15 protein-coding genes and 1 pseudogene are annotated in these 21,607 nt (G+C 67.1%); 10 read left to right on the forward strand and 6 right to left on the reverse strand.

Annotation, left to right across the window (positions count from 1 at the left end):
- Positions 1 to 37 precede the first annotated feature (37 nt).
- The 5 genes from BM315_RS06130 (at position 38) to BM315_RS06150 (ending at position 3,170) form a co-directional block, all read left to right on the forward strand.
- Positions 38 to 343, forward strand: coding sequence for a nucleotide pyrophosphohydrolase (locus tag BM315_RS06130; RefSeq protein WP_090498882.1), 306 nt, complete (start codon positions 38 to 40; stop codon positions 341 to 343).
- Positions 340 to 1,089: a methyltransferase gene (locus BM315_RS06135; RefSeq protein ID WP_090498885.1), complete on the forward strand. Its 750-nt coding sequence runs from the start codon at positions 340 to 342 to the stop codon at positions 1,087 to 1,089. The genes BM315_RS06130 and BM315_RS06135 overlap by 4 nt, the downstream gene beginning before the upstream one ends.
- A 12-nt stretch (positions 1,090 to 1,101) precedes the next feature.
- Positions 1,102 to 1,695: a DUF4136 domain-containing protein gene (locus BM315_RS06140; RefSeq protein ID WP_090498887.1), complete on the forward strand. Its 594-nt coding sequence runs from the start codon at positions 1,102 to 1,104 to the stop codon at positions 1,693 to 1,695.
- Positions 1,696 to 1,764: 69 nt separating this feature from the next.
- A complete protein-coding gene (locus BM315_RS06145) occupies positions 1,765 to 2,325 on the forward strand; it encodes a DUF4136 domain-containing protein (RefSeq protein WP_090498889.1) in 561 nt (186 codons plus the stop codon).
- A 356-nt stretch (positions 2,326 to 2,681) separates the two neighbouring features.
- Positions 2,682 to 3,170 carry a GNAT family N-acetyltransferase gene (locus BM315_RS06150; protein ID WP_090498891.1) on the forward strand — a complete coding sequence of 163 codons (489 nt, stop codon included), beginning with the start codon at positions 2,682 to 2,684 and terminating at the stop codon, positions 3,168 to 3,170.
- Between the two features lie 135 nt (positions 3,171 to 3,305).
- Here the strand turns inward: BM315_RS06150 and BM315_RS06155 are convergent, their stop codons facing one another.
- On the reverse strand, positions 3,306 to 4,238 hold the full coding sequence (locus BM315_RS06155) for an SdiA-regulated domain-containing protein (RefSeq protein ID WP_090498893.1): 933 nt from the start codon (positions 4,236 to 4,238) through the stop codon (positions 3,306 to 3,308).
- A 460-nt stretch (positions 4,239 to 4,698) separates the two neighbouring features.
- On the opposite strand from BM315_RS06155, the gene BM315_RS06160 reads away from it, so the two are divergent.
- From BM315_RS06160 to BM315_RS06175, 4 genes are all read left to right on the forward strand, one after another.
- Positions 4,699 to 6,201 (forward strand): SulP family inorganic anion transporter, encoded by a 1,503-nt coding sequence (locus tag BM315_RS06160; RefSeq protein ID WP_090498895.1) that lies wholly within the window; start codon positions 4,699 to 4,701, stop codon positions 6,199 to 6,201.
- Positions 6,202 to 6,214: 13 nt separating this feature from the next.
- Positions 6,215 to 7,066: a universal stress protein gene (locus BM315_RS06165; RefSeq protein WP_090498897.1), complete on the forward strand. Its 852-nt coding sequence runs from the start codon at positions 6,215 to 6,217 to the stop codon at positions 7,064 to 7,066.
- A gap of 88 nt (positions 7,067 to 7,154) precedes the next feature.
- Complete coding sequence (locus tag BM315_RS06170) at positions 7,155 to 8,276, forward strand: GGDEF domain-containing protein (RefSeq protein ID WP_090498899.1); 1,122 nt, start codon at positions 7,155 to 7,157, stop codon at positions 8,274 to 8,276.
- A gap of 131 nt (positions 8,277 to 8,407) precedes the next feature.
- Positions 8,408 to 9,532 (forward strand): GGDEF domain-containing protein, encoded by a 1,125-nt coding sequence (locus BM315_RS06175; protein ID WP_090498901.1) that lies wholly within the window; start codon positions 8,408 to 8,410, stop codon positions 9,530 to 9,532.
- A 3-nt stretch (positions 9,533 to 9,535) separates the two neighbouring features.
- Here BM315_RS06175 and BM315_RS25400 read toward each other — a convergent pair whose 3' ends face one another.
- The 4 genes and pseudogenes from BM315_RS25400 to pbpC all read right to left on the reverse strand — a co-directional run bounded on the left by BM315_RS25400 (position 9,536) and on the right by pbpC (position 15,973).
- Positions 9,536 to 10,273 carry a methyl-accepting chemotaxis protein gene (locus BM315_RS25400; protein WP_425287769.1) on the reverse strand — a complete coding sequence of 246 codons (738 nt, stop codon included), beginning with the start codon at positions 10,271 to 10,273 and terminating at the stop codon, positions 9,536 to 9,538.
- A 126-nt stretch (positions 10,274 to 10,399) separates the two neighbouring features.
- Positions 10,400 to 11,521: pseudogene (locus tag BM315_RS25405) on the reverse strand (HAMP domain-containing protein); the annotation flags it as partial.
- 77 nt (positions 11,522 to 11,598) lie between these two features.
- Positions 11,599 to 13,503, reverse strand: a complete 1,905-nt coding sequence (locus BM315_RS06185) for a diguanylate cyclase (RefSeq protein WP_244527256.1) — start codon at positions 13,501 to 13,503, stop codon at positions 11,599 to 11,601.
- 151 nt (positions 13,504 to 13,654) lie between these two features.
- Positions 13,655 to 15,973, reverse strand: a complete 2,319-nt coding sequence (pbpC, locus tag BM315_RS06190) for a peptidoglycan glycosyltransferase PbpC (RefSeq protein ID WP_280140413.1) — start codon at positions 15,971 to 15,973, stop codon at positions 13,655 to 13,657.
- Positions 15,974 to 16,147: 174 nt separating this feature from the next.
- Here pbpC and BM315_RS06195 point away from each other — a divergent pair, with 174 nt between their 5' ends.
- The gene (locus BM315_RS06195; RefSeq protein ID WP_090498909.1) at positions 16,148 to 16,441 is read left to right on the forward strand and encodes a hypothetical protein; all 294 of its coding nucleotides are present in this window, start codon (positions 16,148 to 16,150) and stop codon (positions 16,439 to 16,441) included.
- A gap of 171 nt (positions 16,442 to 16,612) precedes the next feature.
- On the opposite strand, the gene BM315_RS06200 is transcribed toward BM315_RS06195, so the two are convergent.
- Entirely contained in the window at positions 16,613 to 21,517 is a 4,905-nt protein-coding gene (locus BM315_RS06200) for an alpha-2-macroglobulin family protein (protein WP_090498911.1), read from the reverse strand.
- Positions 21,518 to 21,607: the final 90 nt, after the last annotated feature.

The raw sequence follows: 21,607 nt of genomic DNA on the forward strand, positions 1-21,607 counted from the left end.
CAATGCGCTTTCCCCCAGCGCACCCCCGCGGAGCCGCATGAACCTGACCGAACTCACCGCCCGCCTGCACGCCATCCGCGACCGCAACGACTGGCGGCCATTCCACAGCCCGAAGAACCTGGCCATGGCCGCCAGCGTGGAAATGGCCGAACTGGTGGAGATCTTCCAGTGGCTGAGCGAGGCACAATCGCGCCAGCTCGCCCCCGAGCAACTGCATCACGCCGGCCAGGAGGTGGGCGATATCGTGCTCTACCTGCTGTTGCTGTGCAGCGAACTGGGGATCGACATGGAGCAGGCGGTGCGCGCCAAGCTGGCCGACAGCGAACGGCGGTTCGCGCCATGAGCGACCGCCATTTCGACGAACTGGCGACGCGCTTCGCCGAGAAGATCTATGGCGGTGCCAAGGGTGCGATTCGCCTGGCGGTGCTCCAGGCCGACCTCGCCGAAGCCCTGCCGGATCGACCGCTGCGGGTGCTGGATATCGGCGCCGGCCTCGGCCATATGGCGCTGTGGCTGGCCGAACGCGGCCACCTGGTGACCCTCGCCGAACCCGCCGAACCCATGCTCGCCGGGGCCCGCGCGCGCTTCGCCGGGGCCGGCCAGGCGGCGACCTTTATCCAGGCGCCCTGGCAGGAGCTGCTCGGCCAGCTCGAGCAACCCTACGACCTGGTGGTCTGCCATGCGGTGCTCGAATGGCTGGCCCAGCCGCAGGCTATCCTGCCAGTACTGCGCCAGCTCTGCGCCCCGGGCGGCTGGCTGTCGCTGGCCTTCTACAACAAGGACGCGCTGATCTACCGCAACCTGCTCAAGGGCCATTTCCGCAAGCTGCGCAAGGCCGAATTCGCCGGCGAGAAGCAGAGCCTGACGCCGCAGCGACCGATCGATCCGCGCGAGCTGGCGGCGCAACTTGGCGCGCGCTGGCAGGTCGAAAGTCAGAGTGGCATCAGGGTTTTCCATGACTATATGCCCCATGAGTTCCAGGCCAAGGCCGAGTTGATCGACCTGCTGGAAATGGAGCTGGCCTATCGCCGCCACCCAAGCTTTGCCGGCCTGGGCCGCTATCTGCACTGGATCTGTCGACCGCGCTGAGGGGAGGCATCGATGAACCGCGTAGCGCTGCTGTTGCTCGGTCTGGGCCTGGTCGCCTGCCAGAGCCAGAACCCTTATACGGCGCAGTCCAAACCGCTGCCGCCGGCCCCGGCGCATGCCGGCAGTCAGCTGGACCTCAGCGCCTACCCGGCCCCCGCGCGCGATTATGCGCACTACCGCAACTGGACTTGGCGCGAACCACCGGCAGGCAGTGCCTGGGCCAGTTCGGCCCTGGTGCAGGAGGCGCTGAGCAACGCCCTCGACCAGCGCGGCCTGCGCCCGGCACCGCCCGGCAGCGCCGCCGACCTCGAAGTCAGCAGCGAGATGCGCCTGGAGCGGCGCATTCGTCAGGTCGCCGATCGCTACGGCAGCTACTACGGCCATAATTATTATGGTGATCACCTCGGTCTGTGGGGCAGTGCACCGCTGGTGCGCACCTATGAGGAAGAAGTGTTGGTGGTACGCATCGACCTGTTCGACGCCCGGGACGGCCAACTCCTGTGGAGCGGCAGCGCCGAAATGCTCAGCGACGGCAGCCAGGCCGAACGCAGCAGGGCGCTGCGGGCGGCCCTGCAACGCGCCCTGGAGAATTACCCGCCAACCTGATACATAACGATCATTGGCTCTTGCCGCGCGTACCGGCGGACGCGCAACCAAGGACCCGGAGGTTCGACCATGCGTTTGCACCTGCTGCTGATCCCCGCGCTGCTCTTGCTCGGCGCCTGCCAAACCACCCAACTCGATCGCGACTTCGACCCCAGCCGCGACTTCGCCGCCTTCCGCAGCTGGAGCTGGCAGGAGCCGGCCGTGCAGTACCGCCCCGACGACCCGCGCCTGAAAAGCGACCTGACCGAACAGCGCCTGCGCGCCGCAATCGTCGAGCAACTCGATCAGCGCGGCCTGCGCCTGGCGCCGGCAGGCAGCGCCGGCGACCTCAAGGTCCAGGCCTGGCTGATCGTCGACCAACGGCAGAACCAGGTCACCACCCATTACGGCGGTTTCTGGGGCGGCCCCTGGCACGGCTACTGGGGCGGTCCGGGTTACAGCGAAACCCGCGTGACGGACTACCAGACCGGCACCCTGCAGATCGACCTGTACAACGGCAAGGACGGCCAGTTGGTGTGGCGCGGCAGCGGCCGGCAGATCCTGCGCGACAACCAGCAGAGTCCGAGCGAACGCAGCGCACAGATTCGCGAAACCGTGGCCAAGGTACTCAGCCAATACCCGCCGCACTAAGCCTCACCCAGAATAGCGCGAGCGCTTGGCCGGCCGCTCCCCTGGCGCGGCGACTGCGCACCTTAGCCGGGATAAGCGCCAGCGCATCCAGGGGCTCCCGGATTGCGCCCAGACGGCTACGCAGCCGCGCCTTCACCTAACAGGCCGTTGAAAAACTACCTGCGTTGGCAATACTGCGTTAAAAACAGGCTCGGGTGCGAGCACAGTCGGAATGCTCATTTACAGCTCGTAAACTCGCGTGCGAGCCCAGTCCGCTTCCTCGCCTGTTTGCGGGGACGCCTAGTCCTTGTTTTGCCTGCCTCGCCTACGTTTTTCAACGGCCTGCTAATGCCATGAACCGCCCACCAGGATGCCCGATGAATCAACCCGCACTGTTTACCCACCGCCCGGCCAGCGCCGCCGACCTGAGCGCCATAGTCGGATTCCCGCAGAACGCCCAGGAGCTGTTTTTCAGCTACCCGAAGGCGGACTGGCCGCTGAGCGTCGCTCAACTGGCCGCGGCCATGGCCGAGCGGCGCGACAGCAGCGTGGTGCTGCTGAATGACCGGGTGGCCGGCTTCGCCAATTTCTACCAGTGGCAACACGGCGACTTCTGCGCCCTGGGCAACCTGATGGTCGCGCCCTGGGCGCGTGGCCAGGGCGTGGCGCAGCATCTGGTAGCGGTGATGGAGCAACTGGCGCGCGAGCACTACAAGGCCAGGCGCATGCAGGTGTCCTGCTTCAACGCCAACAGCGCCGGGCTGCTGCTCTACCCCAAGCTCGGCTATCGGCTCAGCGCAGTGCTTGAGCGCCGCGATCCGCAAGGCGTGCGGGTGGCGCTGATCCAGTTCGACAAGGCGCTGTAAGACCGCCCTGGCCGCACCGTAGCCTGGATGAAATCCGGGGAAAAAAAGCGTGCGGCGGACAGCGCTCCCCGGATCGCATCCAGGCCACGAGCGGGGGTTTGTGCGCAGCATTTACCACCCGCTCGCATTGCCGCGCTATTGGCGCTCGAAGCGGTAGAACAGGTTCGGCTCGCTGACCAGGTAGAGGTTGCCGCGATCGTCGAAGGTCATGCCTTCGCCCTGGGCCACGCTGTCCTGCAGACCGGCGAAGCCGCCGAGCAGCGAACGGAAGCTGATCAGCTTGCCCTTGCCGTCCAGCTCCATCAGCACCTTCGACTCGTCGCTGAGCAAGGCCAGATGGCCGGTCTGCTGGTCGTAATGCACCGAGGACAGATCGGTGGCGAAGACGTTCTGGATCCATGCCTCGCGGTCGATCACTTCGAGGTTGAAGTCGCCCTCGATGCTCGCTTTCAGCCCGCGGATTTCATAGAGCTTGCGCGGCGAATGCTCCTTGACCACGAACAGCCGGTCGCCGGCCCGGTCGTAGCCGGCACCTTCGAAGCCCTGGTTGCCGCCCAAACCGAGGCCCAGGGTCAGCGCCCGGTAATCCTCGCGGAACAGGGCGCCGGGCTGCGCCGGCACCTCGACCGCCACCAGCGCCTGGTTGCGCTCCTCGGCCAGCAGCAACAGGTTGTCGCCCAGGTAGGTGATGCCCTCCACGTCGCTGAAGCCACTCAGCGGATAGCGTGCCAGCACCTCGCCCTCGGTGCTCAGGGCGAGCAACTCTTCCGGGTTGTTGACCACCGCCCAGAGCTGGTCGCGATGCTCGTCATAGGTCAAGCCGGAGAGGTTGTCGCCGACCCTCGGCACAGCCTTGGCGTCGATCCGCACCCGGTATTCAGGCAGCCACAGGCTGCGTTCCTGCCACTCGGTTTGATGCCAGGAGGTCTGGATCCAGAAATACAGGCGGTCATCCAGGTGCAGGCTGCGCACTTGATAAACCAGGGTCAGCAGGATCAACAACAGCGCCCATGTCCATGGACTTGAAACAGGCAGCCGTCCTAGCATCCCCTTGGCAGTTGACGTCATCGACGGTCACTCTCGCGTGCAGATGGGCAAAGGCAGTCTGCTCCGCGATTGTTGCAATCCGCGCAGCTCAGCAGCGTTCGGCACGCGAGCGCACAGAACCGAAAGCCTGCGCCAGTTCGGCGCAGGTGTTCGATCATGCGTCGCCGGGCAAGTTCCACCGCGCGCCCGCACGGGCTGCGCACCCCGCCCGACTGTGTTAAGGTGCGCGGCCTTTTTGCTTGTATGGACAGAGACAGGTCGTCATGACACTGGCCCACCCATTGCGCTGGCTGCCTAAGCCGCCTTAGCGTCAAGTTCCCTCCCGCATAGCCTCGCCGGTTCTCCCGGCCATTCTGCTGTGCGCCCTTGCATAGCCGAACGCCGTTCGCTCATGCGCCTGCGTTATTTTTCAATCTGCCATTCACCCCGTCCGCCCGGCGCTTGCGCGCGGCAGTGGAACCCAGCCCTTTTGGAATACGCCATGCTGCAAAGCCTGAAAAACACCTGGTTGTTCAACATTCGCGGCGACGTGCTCGCCGGTCTGGTGGTCGCCCTGGCGCTGATCCCCGAGGCCATCGCCTTCTCGATCATCGCCGGGGTCGACCCCAAGGTCGGCCTCTACGCCTCCTTCTGCATCGCCGTGGTAATCGCCTTCGTCGGCGGCCGTCCGGGGATGATCAGCGCCGCCACCGGGGCCATGGCCCTGGTCATGGTGACCCTGGTCAAGGAGCACGGCCTGCAGTACCTGCTGGCCGCCACCCTGCTCACCGGCGTGCTGCAGATCGGCGCCGGCTACCTCAGGCTGGGCAGCCTGATGCGCTTCGTCTCGCGCTCGGTGGTCACCGGCTTCGTCAACGCCCTGGCGATCCTGATCTTCATGGCCCAGCTGCCGGAGCTGACCAACGTGACCTGGCATGTCTACGCCATGACGGCGGCCGGGCTGGGGATCATCTACCTGTTCCCCTATGTGCCCAAGATCGGCCGGGTCATCCCCTCGCCGCTGGTGTGCATCCTGGCGATGACCGCCGCGGCCATGGTCCTCGGTCTGGATATCCGCACGGTCGGCGACATGGGCGAGCTGCCGGACACCCTGCCGATCTTCCTCTGGCCCGACGTGCCTTTGAACTTCGAGACCCTGGCGATCATCTTCCCCTATGCCGCCGCCCTGGCCGTGGTCGGCCTGCTGGAGTCGATGATGACTGCGACCATCGTCGACGACCTGACCGATACGACCAGCGACAAGAACCGCGAATGCAAGGGCCAGGGTGTGGCCAATATCGCCTCCGGCCTGCTCGGCGGCATGGCTGGCTGCGCGATGATCGGCCAGTCGGTGATCAACGTGAAGTCCGGCGGCCGCGGCCGTCTGTCCTGCCTGGTGGCCGGCGTGGTATTGCTGCTGATGGTGGTGTTCCTCAGCGACTGGGTCAGGCAGATCCCCATGGCCGCACTGGTCGCGGTGATGATCATGGTGTCGATCGGCACCTTCAGCTGGGACTCGCTGCGCAACCTCAGGCAGTTCCCGCTGTCGACCAATATCGTCATGTTCGCCACCGTGGCGGTCACCGTCTACACCCACAACCTGGCCTACGGCGTGTTCGTCGGCGTGCTGCTGGCGGCGCTGTTCTTCGCCAACAAGATCGGCCACTTCCTCTATATTGACTCCGCAGCCGACAGCGACGGTACTCGGCGCAGCTACCAGGTGGTCGGCCAGGTGTTCTTCAGCTCCGCCGACAAATTCGTCGCCGCCTTCGATTTCAAGGAGGCCGTCGACAAGGTGAGCATCGATCTGTCCCGCGCGCATTTCTGGGACATCACCGCGGTCGCCGCCCTGGACAAGGTGGTGCTCAAACTGCGCCGCGAAGGCACCGAAGTCGAAGTGCTGGGCCTCAACCAGGCCAGCGCCACCATCGTCGACCGCTTTGGCGTACACGACAAATCGGGCCCCGCCGGGTCCGATGCCGTCGACCAACTGATGGGCCACTAATAAGGAGCAGCGCATGACCCATGTAATGGCTTGTATCGATGGTTCGCACTCCGCCACCGGCGTCTGCGACTATGCCGCCTGGGCCAGCCAGCGCCTCGGCGCAGCGCTGTGCTTCCTGCATGTGCTGGATCAGGTGCAGTACCCGCAGCCAAGCGATTTGTCCGGCAATATCGGCCTGGGCAGCCGCGAGCACCTGCTGGAAGAACTGGCGGCGCTCGACGAAAAGCGCAGCAAGCTGGCCCTGGAACAGGGTCATCACCTGCTCGAAGCGGCCAAGGCCCGCGCCATCGCCGATGGCGTGGCCAACCCGCAACTGCGTCAACGGCATGGCGACCTGGTCGAGAGCCTCGCCGAACTGCAGCAGGACATCCGCCTGCTGGTGATCGGCCGCCAGGGCGAAACCAGCGACAACCTCAGCCAGCTGGTCGGCAGCCATCTGGAGAACGTGATCCGCACCCTGCAGCGGCCGATCCTGGTCAGTTGCGGCGAATTCAAGGCGCCGCAGAGCTATATGTTCGCCTACGACGGCAGCGCCACCGCGCGCAAAGGCATCGAGCTGATCGCCGCCAGCCCGCTGCTCAAGGGCCTGCCATGTCACCTGCTGATGGTCGGCGCCGACACCAGCGACGCCTGGGAGCAGCTCAAGTCCGCCGAGCGGGTGCTGCAGGATTCGGCCAGCGCGGTGCACCTGGCGATCCGCGCCGGCGAAGTCGAGCCGACCCTGCACGCCTACCAGGCCGAGCACGCCATCGACCTGCTGGCCATGGGCGCCTACGGCCACTCGCGGATTCGTCAGTTCCTGGTCGGCAGCACCACCAGCCAGCTGCTACGCTCCAGCACCGGCCCGCTGCTGATCCTGCGCTAGGGGGTACATGTGTGATGATGGCAAAGTGGTGTTCCAGACCTGACTGACGCACTATGGCCGGGCCCAGCAGTTTTTGTGATCACACACTATGAGCAACGCCGAAGTACCCCGCGACCCGCAGACCTTCGTGCTTTGGCGCGAAGCCCAGGACACCCGCGTGCGCACGCGCCTGGGCGGTATCTATTACCTGCTGGCCTGGTTGCTGACCTGGCTGTTCAGCGCCAACCCGACCGAGTTGCTGGCCTGGGGCCTGGTCGGAGCCGGACTTTTCGCCCTGCTGCTGGCGCTGCGCCTGCTCCATCGCCTGCCCGCGCAGGAGACCCCGCAAGCGCTGCGCACCTGGCTCGACCGCCATTGGGGCCTGGTTCTGCTCACCGCACTGGCCTGGGGTCTGGTGCATGCCTGGAGCCTGAACGACCCGGCATTCGCCAGTTCCCGGCTGATCGCCACCCTCAGCACCATCGCCTTCAGCACGGCGATGGCCTTCAACTTCTCGATGCGCAAGGGCCGCGCCAGCGTCGCCCTGCTCCTGCTCTATCTACCCGGCCTGGTCGCACTGGCCATGAATTGGCGCGAACAACAGGCGATCCTGATCACCCTGGCCTGCTACCTGAGCTACCTGCTGCTGGCGCTCAACCGCAGCCACCGCGAGTATCACAACACCCTGACGCTCGAACTCAAGCTGCTGGAACAACAGCAACGCCTGGACCTGCTCAGCCGCACCGACAGCCTGACCCAACTGGGCAATCGTTATCAGTTCAACAACCTGTTCCCGGCGCTGGTCGCCAGCGCCCAACGCCAGCGCGAGCCGATGTCGCTGGTGCTGCTGGATATCGACTTCTTCAAGCGCATCAACGACCAGCACGGCCATGCCTGCGGCGACGCCTGCCTCAGCGCCTTCGCCGAACGCATGCGCCAGGTGTTCCGCCGCGGCAGCGATGCCCTGCTGCGCCTGGGCGGCGAAGAGTTCGGCGTGCTGATGCCCAACACCCCGCTGGAACAGGCCTGCCTGCTGGCGGAGAGCTTTCGCCAGGAACTGACCCGCGAAGACTTCCACGTACAGGGCAACAGCCTGCCACTGACCGCCAGCCTCGGCGTCGGCTGCTTCGATCCGCAGCGCGACGACAGCACCGAAGCCTTCTACAAGCGCGTCGACGCGGCTCTTTACCAGGCCAAGGGGGCGGGCCGCAATTGCCTGGTCCGGGCCTGAGCATGAGAGCTTGTAAAAACTCTCGCCTACTGCGACCGATGCAACGAGCGCGGGCTCGGCAAAGGCAAAGGCAAAGGCAAATGGCCATCGTTCGACTAGGCTGAAACTGTAGCTCTCCGAGTACGACGCCGATGAAGTCTGAGTCTGCGGCCTCCAGCACCAGCCTCAGCTTGTGGCGGGAGGCAAGCGACACCCATGTCCGCTCCAGGTTTGCCGGCTACTACTACCTGCTCGCCTGGGGGCTGCTCTGGTTCACCAGCAGCGAGCCCTGGGAGAACCTCTGGGCCTGGGGTGGCGGCAGCCTGCTGTTGCTGCTGTTCTTCGCCCTGCGCAGCCACCATCGCCCATCGGCACAGCTCGACCCGGCGCAACTGCAGCGCTGGCTGGATTTGCACTGGCTGGCCATTCTCCTTCAGTCGATGACCTGGGGCCTGATGCTGGCAGGCATTCAGCTGCACCCCGAGATAGTCGCCTCGCACCTGCTGATCATGCTCAGCGTGGTGGTATTCGGCACATCCCTGGCGTTTACCTACCCGATGCGCATGGGCCGTTGCGCGCTGGCTATCCTGCTGACCTACCTGCCCAGCACGGCGATCAAGTTCCATCTGGGCATCGGCGATATCGGCGAATCCGTGGCCCTGGTGATCTACCTGGGCTATCTGGGCCTGTTCCTCTATCGCTGGAACCGCGAATACCGCATCGGCCTCGAGCGCGAACTGCGCCTGCTGCTGCACGGCGAGCAACTGGACCGCCTGAGCCGCACCGACGCCCTGACCGGCCTGGGCAATCGATATCAGTTCAACGCCCTGCTACCCGCCTGGCTGGCCAACGCACGCCGGCAAAACGGCCAGCTGACCCTGGTGTTGCTGGATATCGATTACTTCAAGGCGGTCAACGACCAGTACGGCCACCGCACCGGCGACCTCGGCCTGCAGGCCTTCGCCGAACGCATGCGCCAGGTGTTCCGCCGCGACAGCGATATCCTGCTGCGCCTGGGCGGCGAGGAGTTCGCCGTGCTGATGCCCGACACCATGCTGGAGCAGGCCATCCCACTGGCCGAACGCTTTCGCGCTGATTTGGCCGCACAACCGCTGCGCGTAGAGGCGCAAGTGGAGGAGCTGCCACTGACCTGCAGCCTCGGCATCGGCCACTTCCTGCCGCTGTGTGACGACTCGGCGGAAACCTTCTACAAAAGGGTCGACGACGCCCTCTATCGGGCCAAGGCCAGGGGCCGCAACCGGCTCGAACTGGCCTGACCGCTAGAGCCTGAAACTACCCATCTGCCTGCTCAGATCAGCGGCCAGGCCGCTCAGGGTCTGGCAGTCCGCACGGCAACTGCGTACCTCGCCGGCGGTGGCATGCGCCAGGTCGGCGATGCCCTGGACGTTGCGGTTGATGTCCTCGGTGACCGCCGACTGCTCCTCGGTCGCCGCCGCCACCTGGGTGTTCATGTCGCTGATCTTTTCCACCTGCGCGGTGATGGCGCCGAGCGACTGACCGGTGCGCTGGCTGGCGACGACGCCGGTGCCGGTCGCTACCTGCCCGGCGTGCATCGAACTGACCGCCTTTTCCGCGCCCTGCTTGAGACGCTGGATCATCTGCCGGATCTCATCGGTCGAACTCTGGGTGCGACTGGCCAGGCTGCGCACCTCGTCGGCGACCACGGCAAAGCCGCGGCCCATCTCGCCGGCGCGCGCCGCCTCGATGGCGGCATTCAGCGCCAGCAGGTTGGTCTGCTCGGAAATCCCGCGGATCACCGCCAGCACCTGGTCGATGGACCCTACCTGTTGCGCCAACTCGCTCACCGCAGCAGTCGCACTGCCGATTTCGGCGGACATCTGCTCGATATGCCCGATCGACTGACCGACCACCTGACGCGCCTGCTGCGCTTCGTCACGCGCGCTGTGCGACGCCTGCGCGGCACTGCTCGCATTGCCTGCGATCTCCTGCACGGTCAGGCCCATTTCATGCACCGCGGTGGCGACCATGTCGGTCATCTCCTGCTGCTGGCCCGCCCGCTCGGCGGTGTTCTCCACCACCTGCGCAACCTGGCCGACCGCACTGTGCAGCCGCTCGCTGGTGGCCAGCACCGCAGCGATCAGTTCGCGCTGGCTACCGACAAAACGGTTGAAGCCGCGGGCCAGATTGCCCAGTTCATCGGCGCGCGACTCGTCCAGACGGCGGGTCAGATCGCCGCCGCCACTGCCGATTTCCAGCAGCGCCGCAGTGACCTGACGAATCGGCCGCACCAGACCCCGCGCCAGCAGCACCACCAGGCCGAGGAACAACAGGGCCACGCCGATGCCGATCAGACTGGTCGTCCACAGCGCCTGCCGCGCCTCGGCGTAGATCTCCGCCTCCGGCACCTCGCTGACCAGCCACCAGTCCAGGCTGGCGAGTTTTTGCGCCACGCCCAGGTAGGTTTGCCCGTCACGCTCGAAGCGCACCGCCTGGCCAGCGCTGCCGAGCAGTTCCTGCGCCGGGCCGTCGCCAAACAGCTCGCGCAGCTGTGCGCGACCATTAAGCTCGGCCTGTGGATGAATCCTGATAGCGCCCTGGCCATCGACCAGGAACACCTGGCCGTTGGCGCCGAAACGAAAGTCGCCGATCATCTGCGACATGGCCGCAAGGCTGTAACCCAGCCCCGAAACGCCCAGGGTCTGGCCATCGCGCTCGATCCGCTGATTGATGAACAGGGTTGGCTGGCGGCTAGTCTTGTCGATATCGATTTCCAGCACCCGGTCGCGGTCGCTGTCGACCAGCGTATAGAACCACTGACTTTCCGCTTGATTACGCTTGAGGGTGCGCAGCAGTCCGTCGCCGGTGGTGTAGTGGCCGCTGTGCAACGCGGCAATCGAGGTGGTCAAGGCATTTTGCTGGGCGCGCACGCCTTCCAGGTAACGGGCGAACTCCCCGCGGCGGGCGTCGTCCTCCCCCGCGGCCAGCCAATCCTCAACCAGGCTGTTTGCGGCGATCCCGGCATTGGCGGTGATCGGTGCGCCTAGCACCCGCTCCAGGTCGTTGCGGATCGACAGCACCCGTGCCGGCAACGCCTCCTCCACCAGATAACGCTCGGTCAGGCGATTGACCACCGCCGAATAGATACCCACCACGATCAGGATGCTGGCGAGCAACGCCGCGCCCATGCTGAGGATCAATTGCCATTGGACGCTGCGCTGCCAGAGATGCATGGAAAGCCTGCCGTGGTTATTGTTGTGAGTAGACGACTTAACTGGATACAGCATTGTGCACAATTATTCAGATTGTGACAGCCAATAACAGTTATCGAGCACCCGTCACTACAGCCGGATGAACAGCCGACTCACGACGCATACAGCACCACCCCCTGCTTGCCACTGCGCTTGCGCTGGTACATGGCCTGATCGGCCTGGCGCAGCAGGGTCTCGCTATCCGGCGCGATACCGTCGCTGAAGCTGATGCCGATGCTGGCGCCAACGCTGACACTTTCATCCTTGAGCGCCACCGGCAAACTGATGGCCTGCAACAGGCGCTCGGCCAGCACCAGGACTTCCTGCCGGTTGTGGATACCTTCGCTGAGCAGAATGAATTCATCGCCACCCAGCCGGGCGACCAGATCGCTACCCCGGGCAAACGCCTGCAGCCGCCCGGCGATCTCGATCAGCACGCGGTCCCCCGCCGCATGCCCCCACTCGTCGTTGATGTCCTTGAAGCCGTCCAGATCGATCAACACCAGCGCCAGCAACTCGCCGCGCCGCCTGGTGCGCAACATGGCCTGCTGCATATGGCTGGCCAGGGCGGTCCGGTTGGCCAGCCCGGTCAGCGGATCCTGCATGGCCTGCGCTGCCAGCCGGGCATTGGCTTCGGCCAGCGCCTCGGTGCGCTCGGCAACCCGCTGTTCCAGTACTTTCTCCTGCTGCAGCGCGGCGGCCAGCGCCTGCTTCTGCGCCTCTTCCTGGAGCCGCTTGAGCTTGTTGAAGCGCGCCGCCAAGCCCAGCGAGAGTAGGAGCATCTCCATGGCCGAGCCAATCTGCATGGCGTTGATCGTGATGAAACTGGACGGGATCAGCGCGAAATTACGCAGCGCCAGCAGGCTGCCGCCGATCAGCAACGCCAGCCAGGCCAGCACGAAGATCCGCGCACCGGGTACTCGCCTGGCCACGCAGATGACCCCGGTGAGCAGCAGCACCACCGCGCTGACCAGGCCGACGATGGACATCAGTTGCAGGGCCAGCTGCACCTCGATCAACAGGGTGGCCAGGGTCGCCAGTGCCGCCAGACCGGCCCATACGCGCAGGTAACGGTCGAGCCTGGGCGTGCGCCGCGCGGTACACAAGAACGCCTGGGCAAACAGCACCCCGAGCGTGGCCGCCAAACTGATGCCCAGCGGCAGCAGCCGATTGCCCAGCGTGCCCAGGTTGGGCCACAGGTACTGGGCGCCCAGGCCGTTGATGGCCAGTACGCCAACCCCGAAGCTGGCGACAAAACACACATACAGAATGAACGAGCGCTCACGCAACACCGCGAACAGCAGCAGGTTATAGCTGCCCAGTGCCAGCAACGCGCCGAAGTACAGGGCCAGCAGCACATAGCCCTTTTGGCTGTATTGCTGAAAGCCCGCCGCCGGCCATAGCCGACTATCCAGGGTCAGGCTGCCTGCGGAGTGCGCGCGAATGAACAGCCTGCGCTGCTCGCCCGGCGCCAGGCGCAGGGCAAAGACCGGATTGCGATGGCCGATGCTGCGCTCGCCGTAGGCCAGGGTGTCGCCAGAGTGCTGAACCTTGATGCCATCCGCGCCGACACTGTAGAGGCTGACCCGGTCGAGCGAGGCGTAGCGCATCTCGATCAGCCAATCGCTGAGCTGGTCGGCCGTGGAGACCAGGTCGAGGCTCAGCCAGAGATGATCGTGGGTATAGCCGAAATTCAGATCGCGCCGTTCACTGGCCGGGCGGAACTGCCCGGTCTGCTGCACAACCTGTTCGATCTGCAGACTGCCCGTCGGGTCGCGCAGATAGCTTATGTAGGGCTGCAGAGCGATGGCCGATTGCGCGCCGTCGACAATCAGCACCGGCTGCTCGGCAACGGCCCTTGCGCTGGTCAGCAGCAGGCACACCAGGAGCAGGATTCCGGCAACCCGGCCTGCTGGCCGTCGGCCCGTGAGCCGACCGCAACGCACGGGCAGCGACCCCATGGCCAGTGCCCCCAGGGTCGAAGCCCGCGCAGATAGACAGGCGAATACAACAGCCACCGAAAACTTATCCCGCACACCCAACGCCTCATAGCCATAGGCCTGCAATAGCATTGCGCCAGCCGCCCCTGGGTATTGACGATAGCGCAGCAGAGGGTTGTGCGCTGCAACAACAGGCCGGCCGGCAGCAAACGCCAGCGCCTGCACTTGGCTAATCGCCGATCCCGAACTCCAGCCGCGCGGTCTGCCCGCTCTCGTCCAGCACGCTGAGCTGGTAGCGGCCGCTGCGGCTGAAAGCGTGGTTGAAGTCGGCCTCGGCGGTGGTTTCACCGAGCGGCTGGCCATCGACGAACCACCAGCGCCGACCGCTGCCACCCAGGGCCGAGAGACGCAGACGCAGCGGCTCGGCGCTCGCAGCCGGGCGGCGCAGGCGGTCGCCCTGACGCACGCCGACGATCGACAGCGGCGCAGCAACTGGCGCACGTAGTGGCGGGCAGCTCGCATCGACAGCCGGCAAGCGTGCACTGCGCCGCTCGCGACGCGGCAGCCAGGGCTCCAGGGGCGCGGGCCACAAGGCGATGGGGCGAGACTCGGCGCCGGGACAGCTGGCATCGACGCGCAATCCCCCGGCACCGACCCAGACATTCTCCAGCAAGCCCAACCCCAGCGGCTGATCCAGCGCCTGCAGGGTCGGCGGCGTGGTGCCGGTCAGGGTCCAGGCGAAGCGCTGGCGCCGGCAATTGGGGTCGTCCTTGGCCATGGGCTGGCCCAGCGGCCAGCAGATCGCCGCGACGCCGACTTCGGCCGGTTGCGGCTCGGCCGACAAGGCGATGCCGCGCTGGCTGTCGCGGTTGACCAACAGATCGTGCACCTGCAGCAGCAAGGGCGCGGCCGAAGCCAGGCCGAACTGGCCGGCTACCGGGGTGCCGTCCGGCCGACCGATCCACACGCCGATGACATGCCGCGGCGCCACGCCGATCGCCCAGGCATCGCGAAAGCCGTAGCTGGTGCCGGTCTTCCAGGCCAGGGTCGGGCGCGGCACCAACTGCGCGCGCGGGTCGCGGTCCGGGCGCGCCTGGCCGCTGAGGATGCGCCGAATGATCCAGGCCGCCCCCGGCGACAGCAGGCGCCGCTCGTACAGCGCATCCTGCGGCTGAAAACGCAGACGCGCGGCCTTGCCGCCACGGGCGAAGGCGCTGTAGCCGCCGACCAGCTCCTCCAGGCGGCTGCCGGCGCCGCCGAGGATCAGCGCCAGATTCGGCTCGGCCAGCGGCGGCAGGGCCAGCGGCACGCCGGCGCTGCGCAGTTCGCCGGCGAAGCGCTTGGGCCCGTAGGCCTCCAGCAGCTGCACCGCCGGCAGGTTGAGCGAGTTGGCCAGGGCCTCGCTGGCCGCCACCGCGCCACTGAAACCGGCGGCGAAGTTGCCCGGCCGGTAATCGCCGTAGCGCCGCGGCACGTCCTGCAACAAGGACTCGGAATGGATCAGGCCGGCATCCAGGGCCATGCCGTAGAGAAAGGGCTTGAGGGTCGAACCGGGCGAGCGCTGGGCGGCGATCATGTCGACATGGCCGAAGCGCTTGGCGTCGCCGAGATCCAGCGAGCCGAGGTAGGCGCGTACCGCCATGCTCGGCTGCTCGACCACCAGGATCGCCGCCGAGGTGCGCTCCGGCAGGCGCGCGCGCCAACCCAGCAGCAGCTCTTCCAGGCGCCGCTGCAGGGCGGCGTCGAGGGTGGTGCGGATCAGCGGCGGGCTGCCGGCCTTGTTCAGCCGCCGCGCCAGCAGGGGCGCGAGCCGCGGCTCTTGACGCGGCGCCAGGAGCACCGGTTCCTCCAGGGCATCCGCGATCGCCGCGTGCGGCCACACCGCGAAACTGTCCAGGCGCTTGAGCACCTTGTCCCGCGCCGCCCGGGCGCGCTCGGGGTGGCGATCCGGACGCAGGCGGCTGGGCGCCTGCGGCAGCACCGCGAGCAAGGCCGCCTCGGCGCGGGTCAGATTGGCCGGCGACTTGCCCAGGTAACTCCAACTGGCGGCAGCGACGCCCTGCAGGGTGCCGCCGAAGGGCGCGCGGTTCAAATACAGGCCGAGGATTTCCTCCTTGGACAGGTGCCACTCCAGCTGCGCGGTGCGCCACAGCTGCTTGAGCTTGCCGGCGTAACTGCGCCCATGCGGATCGAGCAGACGCGCCACCTGCATCGACAGGGTGCTGCCGCCGGAAACCAGCCGTCCGCCGGACAGGTTCTGCCAGGCCGCGCGGCCCAGGGCCAACGGATTGACCCCCGGATGGCGGTAGAACCAGCGATCCTCGTAGGTCAGCAGCGCCTCCAGGTAATAGGGCGAAACCTCGTCTGGGCTGACCGGGTAGCGCCACACGCCGTCACCATCGGCGAAACGCCACAGCGGCGTGCCGTCCTCGGCCAGCACCACCCGCGCCAGATCGTCATCCGGCAGCGGCAGCGGGAACAGGCGGTCGGCAGCGAGCAGCACCAGCATCAGGCACAGGGGCGCAGCCAGCCATGGGCAGCGCGGCACAGGCCATAGCCCGGTTCCCCGGCCGGTCGACTTAAGCACACGAAACTCCTTGTATAGTGAATCCAGCGACAGCCCTTGTGGCCCAGGGACGCCCATTGGCCAGCGATACCACCAAATGACTGGCACACTGGCGCCCGGCAACAACTACACCAGACAAACTGGAACAGAAAAAATATGAGTGTTGAAGGTTTTTTTGAATCCCTCGGCCAGGCGTTCGGCGCGGTCATCCGCTTCATCGTCGAAGGCCTGAGCGGATTCCTCGGCCTATTGGGCGATGCGATCGGCGGTTTTATCGATGGCATGTCCAAGGCGCTCGGCATTACTCCGTCACTGCTCGGCATGGTGGTGCTGGTAATTGGCCTGCTACTGCTCTACACCGCCGTGCGCGCCTTCTTGCGCCGCTCGATCATCGCCGGATTGATCTGGCTGTTTTTCGGTCTGTGGCTGCTCGGCGGGCTGATTAGCTGAACATCCTGCCAGGCAAAGCTCGCCTCGCACATCGCACGCAGGCCAGGCGTCATATGCGACACCCTGGTTGAAGGCGCGCCACAACCCCGTGGGAGCGGATTTATCCGCGAAGCTTCGCGGCTGAAGCGGAGTGCCGCCCAGCCGCTCCCACGGGTAGCACGCCGCCTGTTACTAACGCTCCTTGACCACCAGCCGTCCCGGCGCCTCCCCCAGCGCCTGCCAGTTCGGCCGGTACATGGACTCCACCTGTGGCGGCGGTACGCGGTAGCTGCCGGGAGTGACGGCGCGGGCCAGGTAGAGCAGGTGGCTGCTGTCGTAGCCACTGACATCCAGGGCCGCGACATAGCGGTTGCCACGGAACTCCTGGTGCTTGATCCGTGCGTTGCTCATCGACTTCTGCCAGTCCTGCACCGCGCTGCCGGCGTCCGCCAGGCTGGCGGCGCTCTGCGCCAGGTTCTGGTTCTCCAGTTCCAGGCCGGCCGGCAGCAGGTCGACCACCAGGGCGTCCGGCACCCGCTGCTTGGCCGCCACCACCAGGTGCACCAGCACCAGTTCGCCGCTACGCAGGGCGCCGAGGTCCAGCGGCCGGCCGTCCATGCCCAGGTATTCGCGGTAGATGCTGAGGTTCTCGCCACCGGCGGTTGGCGCCTTGACCGGGTAGCCGGACAGGGTCAATTGCTGGTACAGCGCTGTGTCGCCCGGGTTGCTGATGGTCAGGGGCGCGGCCAGCTCGCTGCCATCCAGCTTGAGGCCAGGCTGGGCACCGCTCAGCTCGAAGGCGAAGGCACCGCTGTTGAGCGCAGCAGTCCAGGCCGGCTCGGGCTTGGCCAGCAGGCTGCGCCCGGCCAGGTACAGCGCGTTGCGCTCCTGGGTCGACAGCCACTGCTGGCTGGCGACCTCGTCGGCCAGGGCGAACAGGCGCTGTTCGCGACTGCCGGCGGCCAGGTCATGCTCCTCGAGCAGGGCGAGGATCAGCGCCTGGTCGCGCAGCGCGCTGCCGTAGTCGCCCAGCCAGCGCCGATTGTCGCGGCTGCGCGCCAGGCCGGCGGCCAGGGCATCGTCGGCGCGCGGCTGATCGCCCATTTTCTGCAAGGCCACAGCCAGGTGCACCAGCGGCAGGCCGGACTGCGCGTCGCTGCGGCGCTCATACAGGCTGCGCAGGGCGCCGAGCGGTGCCTGTTGGCTGCGCGCCAGTACGTAAGCGGCATAGGCCTGCACGGCGAAGCGGCTGTGCTCGGCGTCGTCGCTGTAGTCAGCCTCGATCAGGTTGCGCTCCTGCACATAGCGCAGCAGCCGCTCGCTGGCCTTGTTCAACGCCTCGGCCGGCACGCCGAAGCCCTGCTCACGGGCGCGCAGGAGGAAGTCGCTGACATAGGCGCTCAGCCAGTATTCCTCGTCGCCATCGGCACCCCACAGGGCGAAACCGCCGTTGTGCCGCTGCATGCCGAGCAGGCGCTCGATGCCCAGTTCGATGGCGCGCCGACGCTGCGCGTCCGGTTCGGCTTCCAGGCCCAGCTTCTGCAGTGACGCGGCATCGGCATACAGCGACGGATAGAGGCCGCTGGCGGTCTGCTCCAGGCAGCCATAGGGGTAGGCCTTGAGCGCGCGGATCTGCTCACCGAGGTTGAGCGGCGGCCGGCTGGACAGTTCCAGGCGCGCCTCCAGCCCGGCCGCTTCGAAGGCCTCCAGGGCGCCGGCCGGCAGGCTCCAGGTGTCGCCCTTGAGCACCGCGCGGAAGTGCTGCAGCTGCGCCGGATAGGCCGGGCGCACGCCCAGGCTCCATTCGCGGCGCAGCGGCGGCAAATCCTCGCCGGGCAGGTGCAGCCCCAGCACCTCGACCTTGATCCGACCCTGGCCATAGCCGCCGAGGGCGTGCACCGGGATGCGCAGGATGTGGCGCTGGCCGGCGGCCAGATCGAGCGACTGCTGCGCCTTGGCGGGTTCGACCAGGCTCAGCTGGCCCTCGGCGTGCAGCTGCACCTGTAGTTGCTGGGCCTGGCCGGACAGGTTGTTCAAATCCAGGGCCAGGCTGGTCTGGTCGCCACCGGCGAGGAAACGCGGCGCCGACAGCTCGGCGATCAACGGTGCGGCGACCCGCGTCTTGGCCTCGGCCATGCCGTAGCGCTCGTCGGTCCAGGCCTGGGCCATCAGGCGCAGTTCGCCGTTGAAGTCGGGGATGTCCAGGCTGACTTCGCCCTCGCCCTGCGCGTCCAGCAGCAGCGGCTGGCTCTGCAGGGCGACGATCAGCACGCTGGTGTCCGGGCGCTTGCCGCCGCCGGCCAACGCCGCGTCGCCGCCGAAGGCCAGCTTGGCTACGCGGCCCTGGCCCGCTTCGATCAGTTGCCCGTAGACATCCAGCTGATCGGCGCCGTAGGCCTTGCGGCCGAACAGGCTGGCGAACGGGTCGGGGGTGGCGTAGTCGGTGATGTTGAGGATGCCGACGTCCACCGCAGCGAGCAGCACCCGCACTTGCTCAGGCACGCTGCCGTCGGCGTTGCGCGCCTGCAGCTTGACCTTGAGCGGCTGGTTCGGGCGCATCTGTTCGGTTGCCGTCAGGCTCAGCGCCAACTGGCGCGGCGCCCGCTGCAGCGGCAGATGCAGTAGGCCGACCGCGCGCTTGGGCGTGGCATTGCTCTTGCGCTCGCCGGGGCGAATCACCAGGGCGCTGACGTACAGGTCATGCCGCGCCCAGTCCCTGGCAAGCGGAATGTCGAAGGTCTTGCCCTCGGCCGGCACCGCGATCTCCTGCCACCACAGCGGGCCGTCGCTGGACTCGACCAGCAGGTAGCCGCTGCCGGCGGCCGGCGGGGTGACCGTGACCCTGGCGGTGTCGCCGTCGCCGTAGGCCGGCTGGTCCAGCGCCAGCTTGACCTGGTCCGGGCGCACCGCGCCGCCGTCGGCGTTGTCCTGCCAGCGGTAGCCGGCCCAGAAACGCAAGCTGCTGAGCAGGCCGGTCTGGGCGTCGATCACCTCGATGCGATAGGGGCCCCACTCCACCGGGAAAGCGATCTTGGCCGTGCCGCCGGCGGCGACCTTGAGGCTTTCCTCGTTGAGGGTGAGGAACTTCTCGGTGTAGTTGTGGCTCCAGCCGTCGCTGGCGGAGAAGTTCCAGTAGTAGTCGCGGCGTTCGCGGACCAGGCGCACGCTGAGTTGCTCGGCGGCCAGCTTGTTGCCGGCGGCATCGGCCACCAGCACCTCGAACTCGGCCAGGCTGCCTGAGTCGACCTGCTCGCCGTCGAACAGCCCGCGCACGCCCGGCAGGCGCTCGGCCGGCCACACCGGCTGGACCAGGCGGCGGGTGATCGGCCGGCCGCCGGACTCCTGCAGGCTGGCCTGGAGGATCAGCTGCAGCGGCGACTTGGCCTGCGCCCAGCGGCTGTCGATGGCCAGGCTGGCCTGACCCTGCTGGTCCAGGCTGGTTTCGTCCAGTTCGATGTCCTGGCTCAGCTCCTCTTCGGTGACCGAACCGAACTGGTAGCCCGGCAGACTGGCCAGCGCCTCGCGCAGCGGGCGCACGTAGAGCTGGCCGCTGAGGCGGTTGCCAGCGGCTGGCGCGCCATACAGGTAGCGCCCTTCGACCTGGAAGCGGGCGCTGTCGGCCGGTTTGAACGGTGCCTCGCTGCCCTTGAGTTCCAGCGCCAGGCGCTCGGGCAGGAAGTCCTCGACGGCGAACTCATAGAGCTGCGGCTTGCCGTCGCCCAGGTCGAACAGCAGCTGCCAGCGCCCGGTCGGCGCCTCCTCGGCCAATGCCAGTTGGTACTGGTAGAGACCAGAGGCGTCGGCCTGCCAGACGAACTTGCGGCTGACCTGCTCGTCCGGCCGGCGCACCTCGACGCTCACCGGCTGCGCCTTGACCGCGCGGCCGTCGGCATCGCGCAGCAGGGCGTTGAGCAGCACGGTTTCGCCGGGACGATAGAGGTCGCGCGGGCCGAACACGAAGAACTGCAGGGGGTGCGCCTGGGGGCCGGCGATGTCGAACTCGGCCAGATCCAGCGCCGGGCCGTTCAGGCGCAGCAGGCTGGTCTGCTCGCCCAGCTGCGCCAGCAGCACCTCGGCCTTGGCCGCCAGCGCCAGCTCGGCGTGGCCGGCGGCGTCGGTCTTGCCCGCGGCGAGCAAGCGGCCCCGATCGTCGAGCAACTGCAGTTCGACCTCGGCCAGCGCCGCGCCGCCGGCCAGGGCCTGGGTGAACACGTCCAGACGGTTGCGGTAACGGTGGGCGGACAGGCCGATGTCGCTCAAGCTGAACAGGGTGGCCGGCTGCGAATAGCCGTAGCTGCCGGCGGCGCGCATCACCGCCAGGTACACCCCGGGCTGCTGCAACGGTTCGAGGCCGGCGATCGGCAAGAGCAGGGTCTCGCGGGTGTTGCGCGCCGGGTCGAGGTCGAAGCGCCCGCCGTAGACCAGCTCGGCCATCGGCAGCAGCTGTTGCGCCTCCCAGGTGTCGAGGTTGCTGCTGCGCCCCCACTGGCCGAGAAAGGCCGGCAGCGCCTGCGGCTTGATGCGGAAGAACTCGACGTTGACCGCATCGACGTTCAGCGCGATCACCGGCAGGCCCTCGGCCAGGCGGGTCGGCAGCAGAGAGCCGCGGCTGGCGAAGCCGACGCTGGCCTGCAGGTCGCGGGTCTGCAGGCGGCTGAGGTGCTCTGTGGCCAGTTGCGTGCCGGTCAGCGCCTGCAGCCCGGCATCCACCGTCAGCACCAGCTTGCGTCGCGGTTCCAGGTGACGCAGACGCAGCTCCATCAGGTTGTCGCTCAGCTCCCAGGCGCCGTCGACCTTGCCGCTCTTGCTGTCGACCAGGTGCAGGCGCCCGGCAAAATCCTGCTCGGGCTCGAGCGGCACGGAAAAGCTCACCGCCAGCGCGCTGGCGCCATCCACCTGCACTTCGGAGACGTCCACCACGTTCAGCTCGCGGCCGGCATAGCGTGCGGCCACCGCCGCGCGCTCGCTGAGCGGTCTGGGCGCCCCGCCGCTGGTCACGGCGGCGTCCGGTTTGACTTTGGCGGGTTCGGGGGTGGAGGAATCACAGGCGCTGAGCAGGCTCAGGACAAGTGCCAGAAGCAGTCCTTTGTTCGGCATTGCAGGCTCCAACGAAATGGCGGGTGCAGGAGCCAGTCACTATAGCCGAGCCGCCCTGCAGCGATGAGAACGGCACGGCAAAGCCGCACA

It is taken from the genome of Pseudomonas borbori (assembly GCF_900115555.1).
Taxonomy (GTDB): Bacteria; Pseudomonadota; Gammaproteobacteria; order Pseudomonadales; family Pseudomonadaceae; genus Aquipseudomonas; species Aquipseudomonas borbori.